The sequence below is a fragment of the Desulfosporosinus sp. HMP52 genome (genome assembly GCF_000765145.1).
Taxonomy (GTDB): domain Bacteria; phylum Bacillota; class Desulfitobacteriia; order Desulfitobacteriales; family Desulfitobacteriaceae; genus Desulfosporosinus.
The window spans coordinates 68782-88918 of the sequence record NZ_JMGA01000057.1 but is presented as its reverse complement, the minus strand read 5'-3'; the positions used below and the strand labels follow the sequence as shown (position 1 = coordinate 88918).

Below are 20137 nucleotides of genomic sequence, written 5' to 3'. Positions count from 1 at the left end.
AAAGAGAATTTTCTCGTATAGTACTTTTAGGCTACACAACAGAAGCAGGGCGTGTTAGATTAATACAATAGGAAAAGAAGTTCGAAAGGAAAGCGGAATTCATGACGAGATCATACCTGAAATATATATTGTCGCTGCTTATTTTTGGTTCAAATGGCATAGTGGCCAGTTATATTTTGCTCAGCAGTTCGGAAATAGTCTTATCAAGAACCATTATTGGCAGTCTGTTCTTGGGCCTTGTTTTTATAGTCGGAGGGAAAAAGCCCCATTTTGAGCAGATTAAAAAGCAATGGTTTTATTTGCTGGGTTCTGGATTTTCTATGGGGCTAAGTTGGATATTTTTATTTGAGGCCTATCGGTTAACCAGTGTCAGTACCGCGACTCTTGCCTACTATTGTGGACCTGTGATTGTAATTGCAGCTGCACCTTACATATTCCAGGAAAAAATGACGGTCAACAAAATGATTGGGATTACCATGGTTGCTTCGGGGATGGTGTTCGTAAACGGTTCGGATTTTTTAACAGGGGGAATGTCTTGGGGACTGATGTGCGGAATAATTTCTGCGTTGCTTTATGCTGCAATGATAATTTCCAATAAAAAGGTGAAAGAACTTGACGGACTGGAAATTACCCTAGTTCAACTGATTACCGCCTGTACGATAGTAGCTTTATACACTTTTTGGATGCATGAAGGTACAATTTCTATAACCCGGTCAAGCATTATGCCCATTTTAATTCTCGGGATGGTTAATACTGGAGTTGGTTGTTATTTGTATTTTTCTTCAATTCATGAGCTCCCAGCCCAATCGGTGGCCATCTGCAGTTATATTGACCCTTTATCTGCTCTGGTGTTCTCAGCAATTATTCTTAACGAACAGCTAAGTATGGTTCAAATATTTGGTGCGATTTTGATTTTAGGTGGTGCCGCATTTGGAGAGTCCTATCATTTCCGTGGACGGGGTACGTTAAGTGTGTCGAAAGGGATTAGGGGAGACTAAAACCTAGCAAAAACTCAGATATTAAGTCGAATACCTAATGTTGATCAAGTTAAAGACACCCACTTCTGCAAGTGGGTGTTCCTTATTATACCTTGGTGGTAGACTCCCCCTGAAGCCTTGATGTTCAACTTTCAAGGAGTTCACTTATATCATGAGGCAGAAATTTAGTGGACTGCTCCGTTTTCACATTTATTCCCCCAAGCATCAATGATTTGATCTTCTCTATAGATGCAGATAATTTCACAGTTGTTAGAACACTTTTTGCAGTCGTAGCCAACTGTTTTAAATTCGATATCAGTGATGTCAAAGAAGAAATCCTTTTCGACTCTTGATTTTTTTGCTAGCAACGCTACCCCAAGAGCACCGGTCAAATGACTATTAGGATCTACTGCGACGGGCATTCCGAGTAATTCCTCAAAGGCTTTAACAACACCGATGTTCTTGCTTACGCCACCTTGGAAAACAACAGGAGAAATGATTTTTTTTCCCTTACCCACGTTATTAAGATAGTTGGCAACGACGGCCTTGCATAAGCCGGCAACAATATCTTCTTTCTTATGACCAATTTGGGCTTTATGCACGAGATCAGATTCTGCAAAAACAGTGCAGCGGGCGGCAATAGGTGTTGCTTTAGTAGACTGCAGGGCAATTCTTCCGAAATCCTCAATATTAATGTGCAGGCGCTGTGCCTGGCTGGAGAGGAAGGAGCCGGTTCCGGCAGCGCAAAGAGTATTCATCGCATAATCGATAACAATACCGTTTTCGATTAGAATTATTTTTGAATCCTGACCGCCTATTTCGATAATCGTACGGACCTCAGGGTGGATAGACATTGCCCCGATGGCGTGGGCGGTTATTTCGTTTTTTACTACACTAGCCCCCGTCATTGCTCCTATCAGTTTGCGGGCACTGCCTGTAGTTCCGACGGTGACAATTCTTATTTGACTGTCGGCAAGTTGGAGTTTTAGAGTGGACAATAGCCTTTTGACAGCTTTCAGAGGGTCGCCCTCTGTCCACAAATACTCACTTGCTTTAATATTGTTATTTTCATCGATGATCACCCCTTTTGTAGAAATTGAGCCAATATCGATGCCTAAATACCCTTTGCTCATTTCTTTGTTTCCTTTCTCATGATGATCATGTCATAAAAAGCTTCAAGACGAGTATTGAACCCTGTTTCACTGGTTTGAGTGTCAAAGGTAAAATAGAGAATCGGAATTTTATAATCTTTACTGATATTCTGGAGAATCGGCATGGCATCGATTTCCGGAGTACAGCCGAAGGACTTGACATGAATGATGCCATCATAACCCTTTCTGGCAAACTCTAAAGCTCGGTCTATGGTTGCCATGCTGGTAGCTACCCAGGGATATTCGGCATAGTTTTTTATGCGTTTTTGTATTTGCTTTTTGGGATAGTGGATCAAAGTGTTGGTTACATTCATCCATCTGTCAACCACAATACCCATTTGGGCCAGTTCTTTCTCGAGATAATGATTACTAAAGGGCTCCATTATGGTGTAGTATTCTCCGATGATTCCTACTTTAAGAGGATCAGCAGGCTTGTTTATTTCGATTCCCTTGAAAAGCTTCATATAGTCCCGGTAAGTGTTCTTAAGCTCTTTCTTTTTACGGACTCTGCGCAGATCTCCCAGAAAGTCAGCATGGACTTTCTCAAAAGCTCCCTTGTTGCTTTCGAAACCAATGTTCTTGCGGATAAAGTTTTCTGCCTCGTCGATGTATTCAAACATCTTTAAAACAATAGGCAGAATTTTTCCGATTTTTTGCAAAGACATCTGAGGGTTTATCTCTTTTAATCCATTGTAAAAGGTAAGAGGATTAGTGTCTTGAACCTTGGACATGTTTACGAAATTAACTCTATAGCCTAAATCCTGAAGAATTTGCTCGTGAAGTTCTCCGTAATATTGTAACCGGCATACTCCGCCGGTTTGGACAAGGGTGTTTGCACCTGCCTCAATCGTCTCGATAAAGTTTCCCAGGTGATATTTAAAAGGTGCACAAACGTAGTCGGGGCTGTAACGGCTTCCTAAGGCTAAGGTTTTTTTAGTGATAGGTGGAGGAACAATATACTTGACATCAAATCCTTCAGTGAATAAGAGCTCTAGGGGAGTGCAATAATTCCCTAGCTGAGGATAGCTGGCCTTAATTTCTTCCATTCTGTTCATCCTTTTTAAACCGGATAATATCGATAAAACTTTCCAAACGGGTCTCCATTCCGGCTTTTCCCTCTTGTCCGTCAATCATGAGATTAAGAATGGGTTTATCCTTGATTCTTCGGATAAGGATCTCATTAACCAGGGAGTCCGGTCCACAAGGAAAGGCACTCATAAGGATAATACCATCGACACGGTCTTTATAAATGGGTATGGAGCCGACAAGCTCCCTATTGCAGACCCAGGGCAATGTCTCGCTGATCTGGGCATAATTGGCTATGGCCTCTTTTTGGGGAGCGATATCGCCAATAATCGGAACAGTTTCTTGCTCTCTCAGAATGTTGAGGATAGGTTCTCCGATATATTTGTCAAAAATATTGTAGCGGTGAGCTAGCACTAAAATTTTCAGCTTATTTTCTTGGAGTAGACGCTCTTGTTCAGTTATCTCTAGCAAATGAGCCTTTTTTTCTACTTGTTTGGCGTTCAGGTAGGCATATAAACTTTGAGACTTCTTTTTGTTCAGAATCTTGCCCAATTTAAGAAAGGCGGCCATTTCAACATGAGTAACCTTCGGATTAATGCTATAGGATAATAAATTTATAGATCTGTCTCTGAAAATATTGGCTACTACATCATAAATGGCCAGAAACTTGGGACATACCGTGCCATTTCTACTATAATCTGAAAAGCGGGGAATGAGAATATAGTCACATTTATCCAACAACCATTCCACATGCCCCAGGTAGATCTTAGAAGATAAGCAAGATTCATCAATAGAGTAGGCTGAACCTTTGCGAAGAATTTCTTTGTTTGTATCCGGACTAAGGATATAATCAATGCCTAATTCCTTAAAAAAACTTTTCCAGAGGTGCTTATATTTGTGATATAGAAGTGCTCTGGGTATGCCAATTATCATAGTGTTTGCCAGCCCTTCTAATGGGAGATTAAACTGCGGATGTCTTTCATTTATATACTAAGGTATGTACTATGGCCTATTTTTGGGACTAAACTTTTTGACGCCGTACCCGCCGGAAGCTATAGTATCGCAATCTAAAAAATTGCTAAAAGAAATTGCCTTTTGTTTTAGCTATTTAAGCTGAAGCTTAAAATGAACATAATTAATAAAGCTTTGAGACCATAAAGATTAATGGTTTCAAAGCTTTTTTTATAATTATTTAAACTAAGATATAAGAAGTACCTGAGCAGAATCTTGTAGGAGCCCTTATTCTACTTTGCTGGAGGTCTGCGCTGAATTAATTATAAGCTAGAACACCTTGGCAATTATCAAAAAATTTTAAGGACGGCCACGGCAGAAATAAAATTATCTGTATTTTGATTACATGTTATAATAATCTAAGGAGAAAGGATGGTAATTCCGTGGGAAGAGTTATTAAATCAAGGAAGATATGGATAGGGATTGGATTTTTTCTGCTGGGCATCTTAATTCCTTATTGGTTAAAGCCACAGCTCATCGGATTAGATCAATTACTCCAAACGATGAACCAGAAAACAGATGGTAGTGCGTTAATGTTTAATGCTTTTCTCATTGTGTCAATTAATACCATTGTTTCAATTCCTCAGTTCCTAAGTGTCGTAATGTTAGGTGACGGGATGGCGGAGGCTTTAAATTGCCCGAGATTCAAAACCATCATTCCTCTGACAGCAGTTCCTCTTGCTTATATAATCGTAAATCAACTTACTCCTTTAAACTATAGTTTTGGAGCTACTGATATTTTTCTTTGGATATCGATTGTGGTGATGCAGGCATTGAGCAAACAAAAATTAAATATGGGGATGAAACTATTGGTTTTCTCCCAATTAATTTTTGGCGTTGCCTGGTTAAATCAGGTTCCTTTTCTGACGCCGTATGGTTTCGGACAAGGTTCATTATCTATTAAAATAAAACAAGTTGCTATACAAATCGGATTTGGTCAAGTTCTAACACTTTATGCCAATGTGTTATTTTTTATTTTTGTTGCCAGCGCAATAACTTTATGGATTTACTTGATTTTATATATGGAAAGGTGGACAATCTCGCAAGATTTGCTTCGTGCCAAGCTTGAAGCTAATGAATCTCGCTCAGGACGTGAAGTCCTCCATCTTGTCCATGATCTTAAAACTCCCCTGGCTACTATTGAGGGATTGGTGTCATTGATGGAGACCCGCTGGCCTGATCCTAAGCTGAAGGAATACTGTCAAACTATCTATGGCTCCATTAATTCAATGAGCAAAATGGTTTCGGAAATTTTGTACGAGGATCGGAAGAATTGGTGTGAACTTAAAGAGCTAATCGATTATATTCGGGCCAGTCGTTTAAGCGGCACAAATTTATCTGTTGATATTGAATTGGATGGAGAGCCTCAATCAAATCTATACATTAATAAAATCAGATTAACTCGGGCAATTATAAATTTAATTGATAACGCCTTGGATGCCATTCAAGATCGAGAGAACGGAAGGGTTGTTTTACGCGCCAAAACATTGGGGAATTCTGTTAAATTAGAAGTGGAAGACAATGGCTACGGTATTTCGGAAAATGATGTAAAACGAATTTGGAAGACAGGATACAGCACTAAAAACCACCCCGGATTTGGTTTGGCTTTTGTGCGACAGGTTGCGGAAGGACATGAGGGACATGTTAATATAAAAAGTGAAGTCGGTCAGGGAACAAAGGTATGGATAACCCTGCCACTGGGAGAAAGCCAATGAGAATAATAATTATGGATGATGAGCAGTCATTGCGCTATACTTTAAGTGAAATATTTACATTTGCAGGATGGGATCCCGTTGCCTATCCCAATGGGAGAGCAGGAATTAAGGGGTTCCTAAGTCATGGAGCGGATATCATTTTAGTGGACTATCATATGCCAGAAATGGATGGGTTAGAAACAGTTCGCTTGATCCGCGAAAAAGATCAGCAAATACCTATTCTAGTACTGACAGTCGATGAAAGACAGGAAATTGCCGATCGTTTTTTAGATGCAGGGGCCACCGATTTTGCCCTTAAACCCGTGAAAGCACCAGACCTAATTGCTCGCGTCCAATTGCATATGCGGTTGTTAGATATGACCAAGGCAGTTCAGGCATCACCAAAAATGCAGTACGAAGTCTTTGTTACTAAAGGGATTAGCAAATCGACCCTTTCCTATATAGAGCGATATCTTACTGACTGCCAACAACCTACTACAGTGGAACAGATAGCCAAAGAATTATCGTTGGCTGTTCCGACAGTGTACCGATATCTTACCTATCTTGTGCAAAATGGTAAGGTGCAGTCAATTCCAAGTTATCAAAAGATAGGAAGACCGAAGAATAGATATTGTTGGATCTGATTTTATGATAATCCCCTAAGGAAGGATCCTTAGGGGATTATCATCTCTTTAGATTCGACATGTAAGAATCAATTCTACTTTTTCTCTTTTTTATTTCTTTAGTTGATCAAGCCATTTTGTTATAATTAGGGAAAACATTTAAGGGTGGTACCAAAAATTCACAGAAAATATGAAATATTTTCTAATTCAAAGAAAAAGTAGGAGGAAGAAAATGAGAAAAGTTAAGAAAATCATGGCCCTTGCTCTATCTGCAACCCTTATCCTAGTTTCCTTGACGGGTTGTGGAGGCAGCAAAGCAAGCTCCGAGGGCAGCACTGCACCAAAAGCCAGCGATACCCTGATTTATGCTCAGGGTGCTGAGCCTAGAGGATTGGATCCTGCGCTTGTTGACGACGGTGAGTCAGCAAAGGTAATGAGCAACATTTATGAAGGTCTCTTAAAGTACAACCAGGATTCAACTAAAGTAGAACCCTCATTAGCGAAAAGCTGGGAAATTAGTCCGGACGGCCTTACCTATACCTTCCACCTTCAAGAGGGCGTTAAATTCCATGATGGCACTGACTTTAATGCAGAAGCCGTAAAGTTTAACATCGACCGTCAGTTGCCTCCTCAAGTGACCGAAGATATGGCCTATGCGCCTTTCGTTTACGGTTCTGTAAAAAATGTTGAGGTTGTTGACGCTAAAACAGTTAAAATTAATTTGACATCTCCCAGCACACCGTTGCTGAATAATTTAGCAATGATTATGGCTGCTCCAATTATCAGTCCCAAGGCCTTAAAAGATAATAACAATAATGTTAACCAGGCACCAGTCGGTACCGGCCCATACAAATTTGTCAAATGGGAAAAAGACCAAAACATAGTTTTAGATCGCAATGAAGAATACTGGGGTACCAAGGCTATTACTAAAAATGTTATCTTTAAATTCATCAAAGACAACTCTGCTCGTGTTGTTGCCTTAAACAATGGTGAAGCTGATATCATTGATGGCATTGATTCCACAGTTGTTAAGCAAATCACAGATGCTGGCAATAAGATCTTCCAGGCTCCTGGAATGAATATCAACTATATGGCTTACAATACTTCTAAAAAGCCTTTCAATGATGCAAAGGTTCGCGCAGCAGTCTCTCAGGCTATCAATGTTCCAGAACTAGTAAAGAGCCTATATCAAGGTTATTCTGAACCGGCGACTTCTATTTTGCCAACCTTTATGGAAGGTTATGACAAGAGTATCGCCCAAGTAGCTTATGATCCAACAGCTGCAGCTAAGACCTTGAAAGAGGCTGGCTTGACTTCAATACACATGATCACTTATACCAACCCAAGACCTTATAATGCTGCAACAGGACAATCACTGGCTGAAGCAATTCAAGGTTACCTTTCTAAAGTTGGTGTTACAGTAACTATCGACTCCTTCGACTGGACCACCTACAAACAAAAACTTAAAGCCGGAGATTATGACTTAGCTTTCTATGGTTGGATCGGGGATAATGGGGATCCGGACAACTTCTTATACCTCTTATCTGTTGATGACCCAACCATGAACATCGCTCTCTACAAAAATGATCAATTCAACGGCTTAATTGCCAAAGGTCTAACGACTCCTGCAGGGGCAGATCGAAATGCAATTTACACTCAACTGGAAAAAATTGCAGCAACTGATGCTGCATGGCTCCCAATTTCCCACGCCCAAACTCTTTGTGCCTACAAGCCTAACGTTGAGAACTTCTATTTCCACATGACTGGCATCACTCCGTTTGCCGGGGTAGCGAAGAAATAAGATCTTTGTATACTTCTAAATAATTTAAGACTGCCGAGAACCGGATAACTCCGGTTCCCGGTTTTGTTTTTGTCGAAAGGTTGTTGCTGATGCTCAAATATATCATTAAACGAATCTTGATGTTAATTCCCGTGCTGATAGGGGTATCCATTATTGTTTTTCTCATCATGCGCGTGTTTTCACCTGATCCCGCCCCGATTGTTTTGGGACAGCACGCAACGCAGCAAACTGTAGAGGCATGGCGTCAGGCTAATGGCCTGAATGATCCAATCTACCTGCAATATTTCAATTATCTTAAAGGCGCACTGACAGGCGACTTGGGTACTTCCTACTATACCAAAACCTCAGTTACTAAAGAGATTTTTACTCGTTTTCCTGCAACCATCGAGTTGGCTCTTGTAGCAATCGTCCTGGCCTCCTTATTTGGCATCATTATAGGTGTGATTTCTGCTGTTAAAAAGAACTCTATTTTCGATAATGCCGGTATGTTGTTGGCGCTGGTCGGAGTGTCCATGCCGATTTTCTGGCTAGGTATTCTGCTCATCATCCTTTTTTCGGGGGTTTTACACTGGCTTCCCTCCAATGGGAGGATTGATCCGCTTTTACAGCCTATCAGGGTTACAGGATTTTATTTAGTGGACAGTCTGATCACCGGTAACATGGATTCCTTTAAAGACGCTTTGCGGCACATAATCTTGCCTGCCAGCGCTCTAGCCATGTATTCCATGGCCATCATTACTAGAATGACTCGTTCCAGCATGTTAGATACCTTGCAGCAGGATTATATTCGTACTGCCAGAGCTAAAGGAATTGATGAAAGCCGCGTAATTGTCAGACATGCTTTACGCAACGGCTTAATTCCCATCATAACAGTTATTGGTTTGCAGCTCGGAAGTTTACTCGGTGGAGCTGTACTCACGGAAACGGTTTTCTCCTGGCCGGGAATTGGTGCCTATACTGTGGCCTGTATTCTCAAGTCCGATTTCCCTGTAGTACAGGGCGTGGTCTTGCTTGTAGCTACTATCTTTGTTTTGATGAATTTATTAGTCGATGTGATTTATGGATTCCTTGATCCGCGTATTAAATATTCTAAGAAAGAGGTGTAGCTTGTATGAAGACAAAGGATAATTCGAATCCGAATGAAAATTCGCTGCAGGCTGCAGAATACGTGGAAAAACCGGAATCGCAGCTGAAAGTCATGTGGGAAACTCTTAGACAGAACAAAGCTGCAGTAGTCGGCCTGATAATAATTGCATTCCTAGTTCTTATAGCTCTTACTGTCTGGGTCAGTGAGCTGATGGGCAAACAAATCCTGCCTTATGATCCTAACTATTCCGATATGAGTAATGCCTTTACTCCTCCTAATTCCACCCATTGGTTTGGGACAGATCAACTAGGGCGAGATATGTTCAGCCGAATTCTTGATGGGACGAAAATATCTCTTTTCGTAGGGGTTGCAGCTGTTGCTATTTCCCTGACGATTGGTGTTATTCTGGGTGCTATTGCAGGTTATCGAGGCGGTAAGACAGATACTATTATTATGAGGGTAATGGATATGATGTTGGCTATACCCTCCATTTTGCTGGCAATTGCTTTTATGGCGGCCTTAGGTAAAGGATTAGACAAAGCGATCATTGCCATTGGCCTGGTGTCCATTCCGGAATATGCGCGGATTGTACGAGGCAGTATTCTCTCGGTTAAAGAGAATGATTTTGTACAAGCAGCTAAAGTCATTGGAAATAAATCAAGTCGCATTATCTATAAGCATATTTTGCCGAATGTCATTTCTGTGATTGTCGTCAGAGCTACTTTAGGTATTTCTAGCGCAGTGCTGGATACCGCAGCTCTTGGTTTTTTGGGTCTGGGCGTTCAGCCTCCATTCGCTGAGTGGGGTGACATGCTTGGCCGGGCGAGAGGCTTTATTTTTACCGCGCCTTATACACTGATTTTCCCCGGTATCGCCATCACGATTACTGTGCTGGCCTTTAACTTGCTCGGGGACGGGCTGCGGGATGCCATTGATCCCAAATCCAGAATAAAATAAGGGCGGTGTACAGGATGTTGCTGGAAGTTAAAAATTTAAGTACAGAGTTTAAGCTGAAACGAGGGATTGTCAAGGCAGTAGATAATATCAGCTTTACGATAGATAAAGGCGAAATTCTGGCCATTGTCGGGGAGTCCGGTTCAGGAAAAAGTGTGACATCCCTTTCCATTATGGGTCTTTTACAGAAGCCCGGCAGAATTGCCGATGGGGAAATCCTCTTTAAATCTCAGGATTTAAATAAGATGAGTAAGAAAGAACTGAAAAAAATTCGGGGTAACAATATATCCATGATTTTTCAGGAACCAATGACTTCCCTGAATCCTGTCTGGCGCATTAAAGATCAGATTATGGAAAGCATCATGACCCATATGCAGATCTCTAAAAAAGAGGCTTTGGCTCGGACAATTGAAATGCTGGATACGGTAGGAATACCTTCAGCGGCCCAACGGGCCAACGATTTTCCTCATCAGATGAGCGGCGGTATGCGTCAGCGGGTAATGACAGCAATGGCTCTGGCCTGCGAGCCCGAGCTGTTAATAGCAGACGAGCCTACTACTGCGTTAGATGTCACAATTCAAGCCCAGATCCTGGAATTGCTCTATCGTATGAGAGAAAAGTTCAATATGGCTGTTTTATTAATTACTCATGATTTAGGCGTGGTTTCCGAAGCAGCCGATCGGGTTATTGTTATGTACTGTGGAAAGATTGTGGAAGAGGCAGATGTCAGAAGCTTGTTTGAACGTCCTTTACATCCATATACAGTGGGATTGCTGCAATCTATTCCTCAAATTGACGATGACAGTGATGAGCGCTTGTATATGATTAAAGGCATGGTTCCCAACCCCCTCAATATGCCGTCGGGATGTGCTTTCTCCGATCGCTGCGATCACAGTATGGAACGCTGTACTAAAGAAATCCCTGAGCTGAGAGAAATGTCGGGACGCAAGGTGCGCTGCTTTTTATACGAATCAGAAAGTATAACTTGTGGTGGCATAAGTGCAACCTCACCTTCTGTCGGCGCAATGGAAGGGGGATCGGCTATAAAATGAACGAAGTGTTGATGGATATTCAAAACCTTTCAAAGCATTTCATTATTGACACTAATTTTTTTGGTAAGCCACTAACTGCCTTAAAAGCAGTTGATGGAGTGTCGTTTACCATTAACAAAACGGAAGCCTTTGGCCTGGTTGGAGAATCTGGCTGTGGTAAAACAACCCTTGGCAAAATTCTTGTAAATCTCTATAGACCGACAAATGGTAAGATATTATTTGAAGGTAAGGATTTAACAGTTCTTAATGAAGAAAAGCGCCGTTCCTATTGCAAAGATATCCAGATGATCTTTCAGGATCCTTATGCTTCTCTAAATCCTAGAATGACAATAGGAGATATTATTGCTGAACCGATTGTCATCAACAATCTCCTGCCGAAGAATAAAGTTGAAGAACGGGTTATTTATCTCTTGAACTGTGTAGGACTAGCTCGTCACCAACGTAATCGCTACCCTCACGAATTCTCCGGCGGTCAGCGCCAGCGTGTAGGTATCGCCCGTGCATTGGCAGTGGAACCAAAGCTGATTGTCTGTGACGAACCGGTTTCAGCTCTCGATGTATCCATTCAAGCCCAGGTGTTAAATCTCCTAAGTGATTTGAAGGAAGAGTTTGGGCTTACCTATCTGTTTATCGCCCATGGCTTAAACGTGGTTAAACATATCAGTGACCGTGTGGGGGTAATGTATCTGGGTAAGTTGGTGGAGATTGCACCTAAAAAGGAGCTTTATGCTAACCCTATGCACCCCTATACTCAAGCTTTACTATCTGCAATCCCAGTAATAAATCCTGAGCATAAGAAGGAACGAATTATTCTGCAGGGAGATGTACCCAGTCCGATTAACCCTCCCGCAGGCTGCCGCTTCTGTTCCCGATGTTTTAAGGAACTTGATGAATGTAAGCTCAATGAGCCAGTGTTTAAAGAAATTTCTCCAGGACACTTTGTTGCTTGTCATTTATATAAATAATAATCTAGTTATCTCAGTTGATTAAAATTCTATTAACAGTCCTGAAAGGGCTGTTTTTTTTATAAAATTTTGGCGTATACTTCCTAAAAACCCACCTTCTGATATAATTAGATAGGATACGAGCTGGAGGATACTCAGGATCAGAAAGGTATGTAGTAATTGTTATACTGATGTAATATACGAGGAAGAGTGAATCCATTTAGGAGGTTCAAAAAGGGATGATCTTAGCAAGAATCAAAATAATTGTTGACCAGCAGTTTATTTACGAAGGAGAATTAAATGAACGAACAAGAGTCATCGATGACCTAGGCGCTGATTCGTTGGATATCCCAGTCTTAGTTAATGCCATAGAGGATGAGTTTGGAATAGCAATTAGTAATGAAGAGCTATTTAAAATTAGAACCATCGGTAATTTAATGAAAATTATTCAGGATAAAATACTAGGAGGAATGAATTATGGAAAATGTTAAGTCTATTGATAGAATCTTAAGTAAAACCGCTCAAATACTTCCAAATAAGACCGTCATGCATTATGAAAATGAGAGTATTACGTACGGTCAATTAGATAAGGAAGTGAACAACCTAGCTCAAGGGCTCATGGATTTGGGGTTGAAACCAAGTGATAAAGTTGCCGTAATCCTGGGTAATTGCCCCAATTTTGTTCGGATTTATTTTGCAATTCTTCGAGCAGCCGGTACTGTAGTGCCACTAAACCCTTTATATAAAGCTGATGAAATACATTACGTCTTAAATGATGCTGAAGTCAAATTGCTAATAATAGATCAGGAATTGCTGCCTATGATTAGAGAGGTAAGAGCTGAGAAATCTGATTTAGACATAATCGCAATCGGTGGGACAAAAGAAGAGGGAATTGCTTCGTTTGAAGAGCTTCTTAAAAAAGAAGCAGAGCCAGTTGATAGGAATGTAGAAGAAAAGGATTTAGCAGTTTGTATCTATACATCCGGTACAAGCGGCAGACCAAAAGGGGCCCTCTTATCTCATGGCAGTCACATATTTCTTATCAATGCCAGTATTAAAAGATTGGATTTAAAAACAGAAGACCATAGTTTATGCATTATTCCCCTTTCACATATCTTTTCTCAATTGACAAATATGTTAATGCCAATTTGGTTAGGTGGAACTATAACAATTTTACCTCGTTTCATACCAAGCGCAGTTCTTAATGAAATAACCATTAAGAAAATAAGCTTCCTCTCTGCAGTTCCAGCTATGTATTCTGCCTTGTTGGCTATTCCTTCTCAGGATCAGAATTTCAATATCTCTTCCTTAAGAATTTGCGTGAGCGGTGGAGCACCACTTCCCCTAGAAGTTTCAAATGTATTCATGGAGAGATATGGTATAAACTTAGTCGAAGCAAGCGGACCTACTGAGGCTGTTGCTTGTGTTGGATCACCTAAGGCCAATAAACCTGGGTCCGTAGGACCTGCTTTAGATGGTGTTAAAGTGAAGATCGTAAATGACCAAGATCAAGATCTCCCTCAAGGAGAAGTCGGAGAATTTTGTATTCAAGGGCCTAATGTAATGCAAGGTTATTTGAATCTACCCGAGGAAACTGCTGAAGCATTAAAGGCAGGGTGGTTTCACACCGGAGATTTAGCTAAGATCGATGAAGACGGTTTTGTATATATTGTTGGTAGAAAGAAAGACATGATACTTGTAGGAGGGTTGAATGTTTATCCCAGTGAAGTAGAACAATGTCTCTATTATCATCCCCAAATCTTAGAGGCAGCAGTTATTGGAACCCCTGACAAAGACAGGGGCGAAGTACCGAAAGCTTTTATAGTATTAAAGCCGGGAGTTACAGCTGAACCAACTGAATTCATACTTCATTGTCGTAAACATTTAGCAAATTTTAAATGCCCTAAGCAAGTCGTTATTTTAACTAGTTTGCCTAAAAATCCCACTGGAAAAGTTGATAAAAAACAATTGGCTTAAATCTTACATAGGCAAAAAAATCATAAGCATTTTCATATCTGAAGTACGCAAGGTAGGTATCAGCATGAAAAAAGAGATAAACACCTATCCTCTAACTAGTGCCCAGAAATCAATCTCAATCATAGAAAAGTTTTACCCTAACCCTAGTTATGTCAATTTAGGAATTACAATACGGTTTAAGGGCCAATTGGATTACCGTCTTTTAAATAATGCGATTAACCTAGTTATAATGCAAAATGATGCGTTGCGTACTCGGCTGAAGAATGATTCTAATGAGATTGTTCAATACTTTCCGGAATACAATGAGCATCACATTGAACTACTGGATTTTAGTTATAACAAAGGTTTGGAAGATTACTATCAGTGGGCTCAAGATGTTACCAAAAGAGCATTTCAATTTTATGATTCAGATCTTTGTTATTTTGCTATGCTTAAGTTTAGTGGCAACGAAAGTGGATTGTTTATAAAATGTCATCATATTATTGTTGATTTTTGGGCGATTATTCTACTTGTAAATAAGATTGCAAATAAGATTGCAAATAATTGTAATAACTCAGTCGGTGAAGTGGGTCTTGAAATTAATGAACCTTCTTATGTTGAATATATAAAAAAGGAATATTCGTATTTATCTTCTTCGAGGTTTTTAACTGACAGGGATTATTGGCAGCAAAAAATTAGCACGATGTTTGATACAAATTTGTTTATGAGAAGAGGATCTAGTAGTCTTGACGCTAGAAGAAAGAGTTACCCTATACCGCGAGAAATTTCTTCAAGGATAAATGAGTTGTGTAACCAACACAAGATTTCTCCATTTATTCTTTTTTGTTCAGTTTTATCAATTTATTTCTGGAAGAAAGAGGGCCGAGAGCAAATTGTAATCGGATCTACTGTCTTAAATAGAACTACTCTAAAAGAAAAAAATACTATAGGAGCATTTTTTAATAATTTACCTTTTATAGTTAAACTAAATCCTGCCTTAAGCTTTAACGACTATTTAAATTATTTGAATATCGAATGGCTTACAATGTTAAGGTATAGTAGCTATCCTTATTTGAATATTCTTAAACAATTTCGGGATACACAAAAATATGATGATGACTTATTTGATTTTACATTGACTTTTCTTAACGCAAATCTGGATTCGGGTCAACTCGGATTTGAATTAGAACCGCACTTCAATGGTCAAGAAGTCAATGCTTTGCGCGTGAATATCAATGATATGAAAAGTATTGGCTTATTTCATTTAGACTATGATTACTCTATAGATGTTCTGAAAGAAGCGGAGATAGAGGATATCAACAGGTCTTTATTAAACCTTGTTCAAGATGGTATAAAATACCCAAATAAAAGTGTTGGTAATCTGAATATGTTGTCTGACTCAGAACAGCAACTAATTCTTAGTATGTTTAACCAAACGGAAATGGAATTCCAACCAGAAAAAACTGTCATTGATTTGGTTGAGAGAACCGTAAGAAAAATTCCTGAAAAAATTGCTCTTGTTTTCGAAAATAATCAATTAACCTATCAGGAATTAAATGATAGATCAAATAAATTAGCCAGGTTCTTGTTAAAGAAAGGTGTCGGCAAAGAGGAGATAGTTGGTTTTAGCGTGGAACGATCCTTTGATCTGGTTGTTGGAATATTGGGCATATTAAAGTCTGGAGCAGCTTATTTGCCTATTGATCCCAGCTATCCCCGAGAAAGAATTGAGCATATGCTAAAAGATAGTAATTGTCGATTCCTCTTGACTAATTGTTCTAAGCATAATCACTTGAAGACAGAGGTAGAAGTTATTGATCTTAGTAATTCGGAAATATGGGAAGGCATTACGGATGGCTTAGTCTGTACCCTGAGGCCCAATGACTTGGCCTATCTTATTTATACCTCAGGGTCGACTGGAACGCCTAAAGGTGTAATGATCGAGCATAGGGCCATAAGCAATTTTATCCATTCTATTACTAGGGAAATTAACTTTACCTATAAGACGATAATTTCTACAACTACTCTATCTTTTGATATATTTTTCATGGAAACATTATTACCTCTAATTGTAGGTCTGAAAGTGATAATAGCCAGTAACGAGGAACTGGCTACCCCAAGCTTGTTATCTGATTTGATAGTCAGATACCAAGTGGACGTGCTACAAGCTACTCCTGCAAGGTTGAACATAATGTTGAATTCCTCAACTTGTCTAAATGAGTTGTCGCTAATATTGGTTGGGGGTGAAGTTTTCCCCCAATCCGTATTATCACGACTTAAAAAGGTTACGAAAGCTCAGATCTACAATATGTATGGACCGACAGAGACAACAATCTGGGCTTCAACAAAAAGACTTGATGATGCAGACCAAATTACCATCGGAAGACCTATAGGGAATACCAAGTTTTATATTCTAGATAAATATCAGATGCCTGTTTCCATCGGCATGTTAGGTGAAATATTTATTGCAGGGGAAGGCGTTGCACGGGGTTATCTTAACAGGCCTGAGTTAACTAATGAGAAATTTTTACCCGACCCCTTTTTCCCAGGGACGAGAATGTATAAAACCGGTGACTTAGGAAAGTGGCTGGAAAATGGCGAGATCGAATATATTGGACGAAATGATAATCAGGTTAAAATCAGAGGATTTCGTATTGAATTGAGTGAGATAGAAGAATGTCTTCTGAAAAATCAAGATGTTAAACAAGCCGTTGTTACCACATATCAACATCTAGATAGAGCACTACTTTGTGCCTTTCTGGTTGGCAGCATAGAACTGCCCGTATCTGAGTTACGACAACATATGTTGGGTTACTTGCCTGAATATATGATTCCCAATCGGTTTATTTGGTTACCGGCACTTCCTTTAACCCCCAACGGGAAAGTTGATCGTAAATCATTGCCAAATCCTAATTGGAGCGAAGATGATAAGGCTAGTGAATATGTTGCACCACGGGATCATATCGAGCAATGCATGGCTGATATATGGAGTAAAACTCTTAATGTAACCAAAATAGGAATCGATGATAATTTTTTTGAGCTCGGTGGAGATTCTTTGGCAATTTTAGAAATACTCTCCTCCTCGTTATCAGAAGCTTGGAAGATCTCTGTCCAAGAATTTTACGAACATCCCACCATTAGAAGCATTTCCTTAGAGATAAGGGAACGAGGTTATATTACCCATCAAAACAAAAAGGCAAGTGTTTATGTGAATCATATTCCGAGTTATTTTGAAGTATTAAATGGGTTTATTGTTCAAGGAGAGGTTAACACTGGGGAAATCTTATTAACGGGAGCGACAGGATTTCTAGGTATGCATATACTGAAAGAGCTATTAAATAATCAACTGGTTAAAGTATATTGTATAGTGCGAGGGGCAGACTTTGAAAGAAGATTTAGAGATTTGCTTTACTTCTACTTTCCTCAAGCCGCCAGTGAATTGAATCAAAGAGTTATTCTGGTGAACGGGGATATCACCAAGAAAAGATTTGGACTTTCATCAGATGAGTATCAAGAATTAGTTGGAAATGTAACATCTGTGATCCATGCTGCTGCTATGGTCAAGCATTATGGTAGTTATTCAGATTTCGAACGAATAAATGTTAAAGGAACTCAGGAAATAGTTGATTTTTGCAGTGAAAATGATCTGCATTTGAGCTTTATCTCTACCACCAGTGTCTCAGGTAACTATATGAGCGAGAAAGTATATATAAAAGACTTTACTGAAAATGACTTATACAATGGTCAGGACTACAAAAGCAATGTTTATGTGAGAAGTAAATTCGAGGCAGAAAGCCTTATATTGGAAGCGGTAAAAAAGGGTTTGAAAGCGACAATATTTAGAGTAGGAATTTTGACTGGCCGTATCTCTGACGGTCGATTTCAGCGCAACATTGAAGAGAATGCATTTTATAGAAAACTGAAAAGCATTTTTACAATTGGGCTTCTTCCTAACAATATTGTCGATGAATTCATTGAGTTTACACCTGTAGACTCTTGCGCCAGGGCCATAATCTCCATCTTACAAAGTAGTTCTCCAAAACCGCTTGTGTTCCATTTATACAACCACAAAACAATTAAAATGAATAATCTTATAAAAATAACCAAAAATTATGGAATAAATATCAAATGTATAGCTTCAAAAGAGTTTTTAGATATTATTAATTACTTAGCACAATTTGAAAAGGAAAAAGAGATTGTCCAAGGGATAGTTACAGAAATAAGTGTGAAGGGAACGTTAAATTTTGCTCCTTCTATTCAGCTTAATTCTGTAATGACTATTAATTTTTTGAGAAACGTTGGTTTTGATTGGCCTGATTTGACAAAAGAATACTTTGGGAAGATTATTTTAAATATGAAAAGCGTAGGTTTTTTGAAGTGAAGCAGTTGTAAACATTTTGCAAAGAAAAGAAGGAATTATAACAATGGCCTAGAATTACATAGAGTATTGTGTAACATTATAGCGCAAAATGTCGATTTTGGAAAAGGATGGAGAATATGTTAAGAACTATAATTAATTTGGGTTTTCTAAAGAATAGCATGAATGAAGGTCAGAAAACGGAATTCGATAGAGAACTCATTAATATTAATTATAATCGTTCAAAGCACTTAAGTAATTTACTGCTTTTTGTTTTTTTAGTTCTAATTTTCACAGATTATCTCAATTATAATAAAGGACTTTGGGAAGGTGTGCCTGGTTACAGGTTATTGTTTTTCAGTCATCTTTTCCTAACCATAGAAACACTTTTAGTAATAATTTATTCATTTTTTGCCCGACTTCAGTCTCCTTTGGATAAATATGGGGAGAAGCGGTTTTTTGTTACCTCTTTTAGTTATCTTACTTTAATTGGAACAATTATGTCTTCAATAGCAGACCAGTATATGAATGGACAAATAACAGTATTTGTTCTAAGCTCTCTTTTTTTTGCTATTGTCAATTATCAAAAGCCTTTGTTCAACATAATTATGTATTTAATTTCTTATGTAATTTTTATCATCGGAATAACATACGCGCAAGCTGATCCGGATGTACTAAGAGGTCACTATATTAACATTACAGTTTTACTAATACTGGCTGTTTTTCTTTCAAGAATTCTCTATTCTGCAAAGGTTAAGGATTTTATAAGTGGAAAGACGATTGAACAACAGAACATAAAGCTTGAGAAAACGAATCAAGAACTTTCAAATGCCAATAAGAATTTGAATGAATCCCTGTTAGCCTTAGATGAGTCGCAAAATATCATCTTCACACTTACTCTGACCCTTGAGTCTAAGGATACCAATACACATGGACATTCGGAAAGAGTCGCGGAGTTTGCTATGGCGCTTGCAGAGAACCTAGGATTAAGTGATAAGGAAAAGGTTAATCTATGGAGGGCAGCAATCTTACATGACATTGGTAAAATAGGTATTCCCGATGCTATTTTAAATAAGCCTTCTGCCCTAACAGAAGATGAATGGTCTGTTATGAAATCTCATCCCGGGCGTGGTGCGGAAATATGTTCTAAGTTAAAATTTGCCCGTGGAATTTTACCAATTATAAAATATCATCATGAGCATTTTGATGGTAGAGGTTATCCAGAAGGCTTAAAGGGAGATTCTATTCCATTTTTAGCCAGAATCGTAAGTGTTGCAGATACTGTTGACGCGATTACTTCCCCACGAACTTATAGATCGCAACCAAGAACAATGGAACAGGCAATAGAAGAATTGGAAAGATGTTCTGGTACCCAGTTTGACCCTGTCCTGGTAGAGAGTTTTATTGAAGTCTATAAATCTAATGCCATTGTACCCTTAACGTGATTGGCGACTTAGGTTTTAACCATAAAATTTACTAGTTAAAAATGTAGGGTGCGTTATGA

General features: G+C 39.1%; 15 protein-coding genes. 12 read left to right on the top strand and 3 right to left on the bottom strand.

Annotated elements, in window-relative coordinates; genetic code table 11:
- The first annotated feature begins 101 nt into the window (after positions 1 to 101).
- Positions 102 to 998, top strand: a complete 897-nt coding sequence (locus tag DP73_RS18930) for a DMT family transporter (protein WP_034601676.1) — start codon at positions 102 to 104, stop codon at positions 996 to 998.
- Between the two features lie 164 nt (positions 999 to 1162).
- On the opposite strand, the gene DP73_RS18925 is transcribed toward DP73_RS18930, so the two are convergent.
- From DP73_RS18925 to DP73_RS18915, 3 genes are read right to left on the bottom strand one after another with little or no spacing between them, the layout of a single operon-like run.
- Positions 1163 to 2110, bottom strand: a complete 948-nt coding sequence (locus DP73_RS18925; RefSeq protein WP_034601675.1) for an acyl-CoA dehydratase activase — start codon at positions 2108 to 2110, stop codon at positions 1163 to 1165.
- Complete coding sequence (locus DP73_RS18920) at positions 2107 to 3174, bottom strand: hypothetical protein (RefSeq protein WP_052090865.1); 1068 nt, start codon at positions 3172 to 3174, stop codon at positions 2107 to 2109. The genes DP73_RS18925 and DP73_RS18920 overlap by 4 nt, the downstream gene beginning before the upstream one ends.
- The gene (locus tag DP73_RS18915) at positions 3161 to 4087 is read right to left on the bottom strand and encodes an acyl-CoA dehydratase activase-related protein (RefSeq protein ID WP_052090863.1); all 927 of its coding nucleotides are present in this window, start codon (positions 4085 to 4087) and stop codon (positions 3161 to 3163) included. The genes DP73_RS18920 and DP73_RS18915 overlap by 14 nt, the downstream gene beginning before the upstream one ends.
- A gap of 461 nt (positions 4088 to 4548) precedes the next feature.
- Here DP73_RS18915 and DP73_RS18910 point away from each other — a divergent pair, with 461 nt between their 5' ends.
- The 11 genes from DP73_RS18910 (at position 4549) to DP73_RS18860 (ending at position 20078) form a co-directional block, all read left to right on the top strand.
- A complete protein-coding gene (locus tag DP73_RS18910; RefSeq protein ID WP_034601672.1) occupies positions 4549 to 5880 on the top strand; it encodes a HAMP domain-containing sensor histidine kinase in 1332 nt (443 codons plus the stop codon).
- On the top strand, positions 5877 to 6503 hold the full coding sequence (locus DP73_RS18905) for a response regulator (RefSeq protein WP_034601670.1): 627 nt from the start codon (positions 5877 to 5879) through the stop codon (positions 6501 to 6503). Before DP73_RS18910 ends, DP73_RS18905 begins: the two co-directional genes overlap by 4 nt.
- A 211-nt stretch (positions 6504 to 6714) precedes the next feature.
- Positions 6715 to 8283: an ABC transporter substrate-binding protein gene (locus tag DP73_RS18900; RefSeq protein WP_034601666.1), complete on the top strand. Its 1569-nt coding sequence runs from the start codon at positions 6715 to 6717 to the stop codon at positions 8281 to 8283.
- Between the two features lie 89 nt (positions 8284 to 8372).
- The gene (locus DP73_RS18895; protein WP_034601665.1) at positions 8373 to 9389 is read left to right on the top strand and encodes an ABC transporter permease; all 1017 of its coding nucleotides are present in this window, start codon (positions 8373 to 8375) and stop codon (positions 9387 to 9389) included.
- A 5-nt stretch (positions 9390 to 9394) separates the two neighbouring features.
- A complete protein-coding gene (locus tag DP73_RS18890; RefSeq protein WP_034601664.1) occupies positions 9395 to 10327 on the top strand; it encodes an ABC transporter permease in 933 nt (310 codons plus the stop codon).
- Between the two features lie 14 nt (positions 10328 to 10341).
- On the top strand, positions 10342 to 11376 hold the full coding sequence (locus DP73_RS18885; RefSeq protein WP_034601663.1) for an ABC transporter ATP-binding protein: 1035 nt from the start codon (positions 10342 to 10344) through the stop codon (positions 11374 to 11376).
- Complete coding sequence (locus DP73_RS18880; RefSeq protein ID WP_034601661.1) at positions 11373 to 12341, top strand: dipeptide ABC transporter ATP-binding protein; 969 nt, start codon at positions 11373 to 11375, stop codon at positions 12339 to 12341. The genes DP73_RS18885 and DP73_RS18880 overlap by 4 nt, the downstream gene beginning before the upstream one ends.
- 218 nt (positions 12342 to 12559) lie before the next feature.
- Complete coding sequence (locus tag DP73_RS18875; RefSeq protein WP_034601659.1) at positions 12560 to 12811, top strand: acyl carrier protein; 252 nt, start codon at positions 12560 to 12562, stop codon at positions 12809 to 12811.
- On the top strand, positions 12798 to 14297 hold the full coding sequence (locus DP73_RS18870) for a long-chain fatty acid--CoA ligase (RefSeq protein ID WP_034601658.1): 1500 nt from the start codon (positions 12798 to 12800) through the stop codon (positions 14295 to 14297). Before DP73_RS18875 ends, DP73_RS18870 begins: the two co-directional genes overlap by 14 nt.
- Before the next feature lie 64 nt (positions 14298 to 14361).
- Positions 14362 to 18657, top strand: coding sequence for a non-ribosomal peptide synthetase (locus DP73_RS18865; protein ID WP_034601657.1), 4296 nt, complete (start codon positions 14362 to 14364; stop codon positions 18655 to 18657).
- Positions 18658 to 18773: 116 nt separating this feature from the next.
- Complete coding sequence (locus DP73_RS18860; RefSeq protein ID WP_052090862.1) at positions 18774 to 20078, top strand: HD domain-containing phosphohydrolase; 1305 nt, start codon at positions 18774 to 18776, stop codon at positions 20076 to 20078.
- Positions 20079 to 20137: the final 59 nt, after the last annotated feature.

What these genes read in the sequence shown, in the direction of transcription:
- DP73_RS18930 (WP_034601676.1), top strand. Translation starts at nt 102, where the DNA reads ATGACGAGATCATACCTGAAATATATATTGTCGCTGCTTATTTTTGGT.
- DP73_RS18925 (WP_034601675.1), bottom strand. Translation starts at nt 2,110, where the DNA reads ATGAGCAAAGGGTATTTAGGCATCGATATTGGCTCAATTTCTACAAAA.
- DP73_RS18920 (WP_052090865.1), bottom strand. Translation starts at nt 3,174, where the DNA reads ATGGAAGAAATTAAGGCCAGCTATCCTCAGCTAGGGAATTATTGCACT.
- DP73_RS18915 (WP_052090863.1), bottom strand. Translation starts at nt 4,087, where the DNA reads ATGATAATTGGCATACCCAGAGCACTTCTATATCACAAATATAAGCAC.
- DP73_RS18905 (WP_034601670.1), top strand. Translation starts at nt 5,877, where the DNA reads ATGAGAATAATAATTATGGATGATGAGCAGTCATTGCGCTATACTTTA.
- DP73_RS18900 (WP_034601666.1), top strand. Translation starts at nt 6,715, where the DNA reads ATGAGAAAAGTTAAGAAAATCATGGCCCTTGCTCTATCTGCAACCCTT.
- DP73_RS18895 (WP_034601665.1), top strand. Translation starts at nt 8,373, where the DNA reads ATGCTCAAATATATCATTAAACGAATCTTGATGTTAATTCCCGTGCTG.
- DP73_RS18890 (WP_034601664.1), top strand. Translation starts at nt 9,395, where the DNA reads ATGAAGACAAAGGATAATTCGAATCCGAATGAAAATTCGCTGCAGGCT.
- DP73_RS18885 (WP_034601663.1), top strand. Translation starts at nt 10,342, where the DNA reads ATGTTGCTGGAAGTTAAAAATTTAAGTACAGAGTTTAAGCTGAAACGA.
- DP73_RS18880 (WP_034601661.1), top strand. Translation starts at nt 11,373, where the DNA reads ATGAACGAAGTGTTGATGGATATTCAAAACCTTTCAAAGCATTTCATT.
- DP73_RS18875 (WP_034601659.1), top strand. Translation starts at nt 12,560, where the DNA reads ATGATCTTAGCAAGAATCAAAATAATTGTTGACCAGCAGTTTATTTAC.
- DP73_RS18870 (WP_034601658.1), top strand. Translation starts at nt 12,798, where the DNA reads ATGGAAAATGTTAAGTCTATTGATAGAATCTTAAGTAAAACCGCTCAA.
- DP73_RS18865 (WP_034601657.1), top strand. Translation starts at nt 14,362, where the DNA reads ATGAAAAAAGAGATAAACACCTATCCTCTAACTAGTGCCCAGAAATCA.
- DP73_RS18860 (WP_052090862.1), top strand. Translation starts at nt 18,774, where the DNA reads ATGTTAAGAACTATAATTAATTTGGGTTTTCTAAAGAATAGCATGAAT.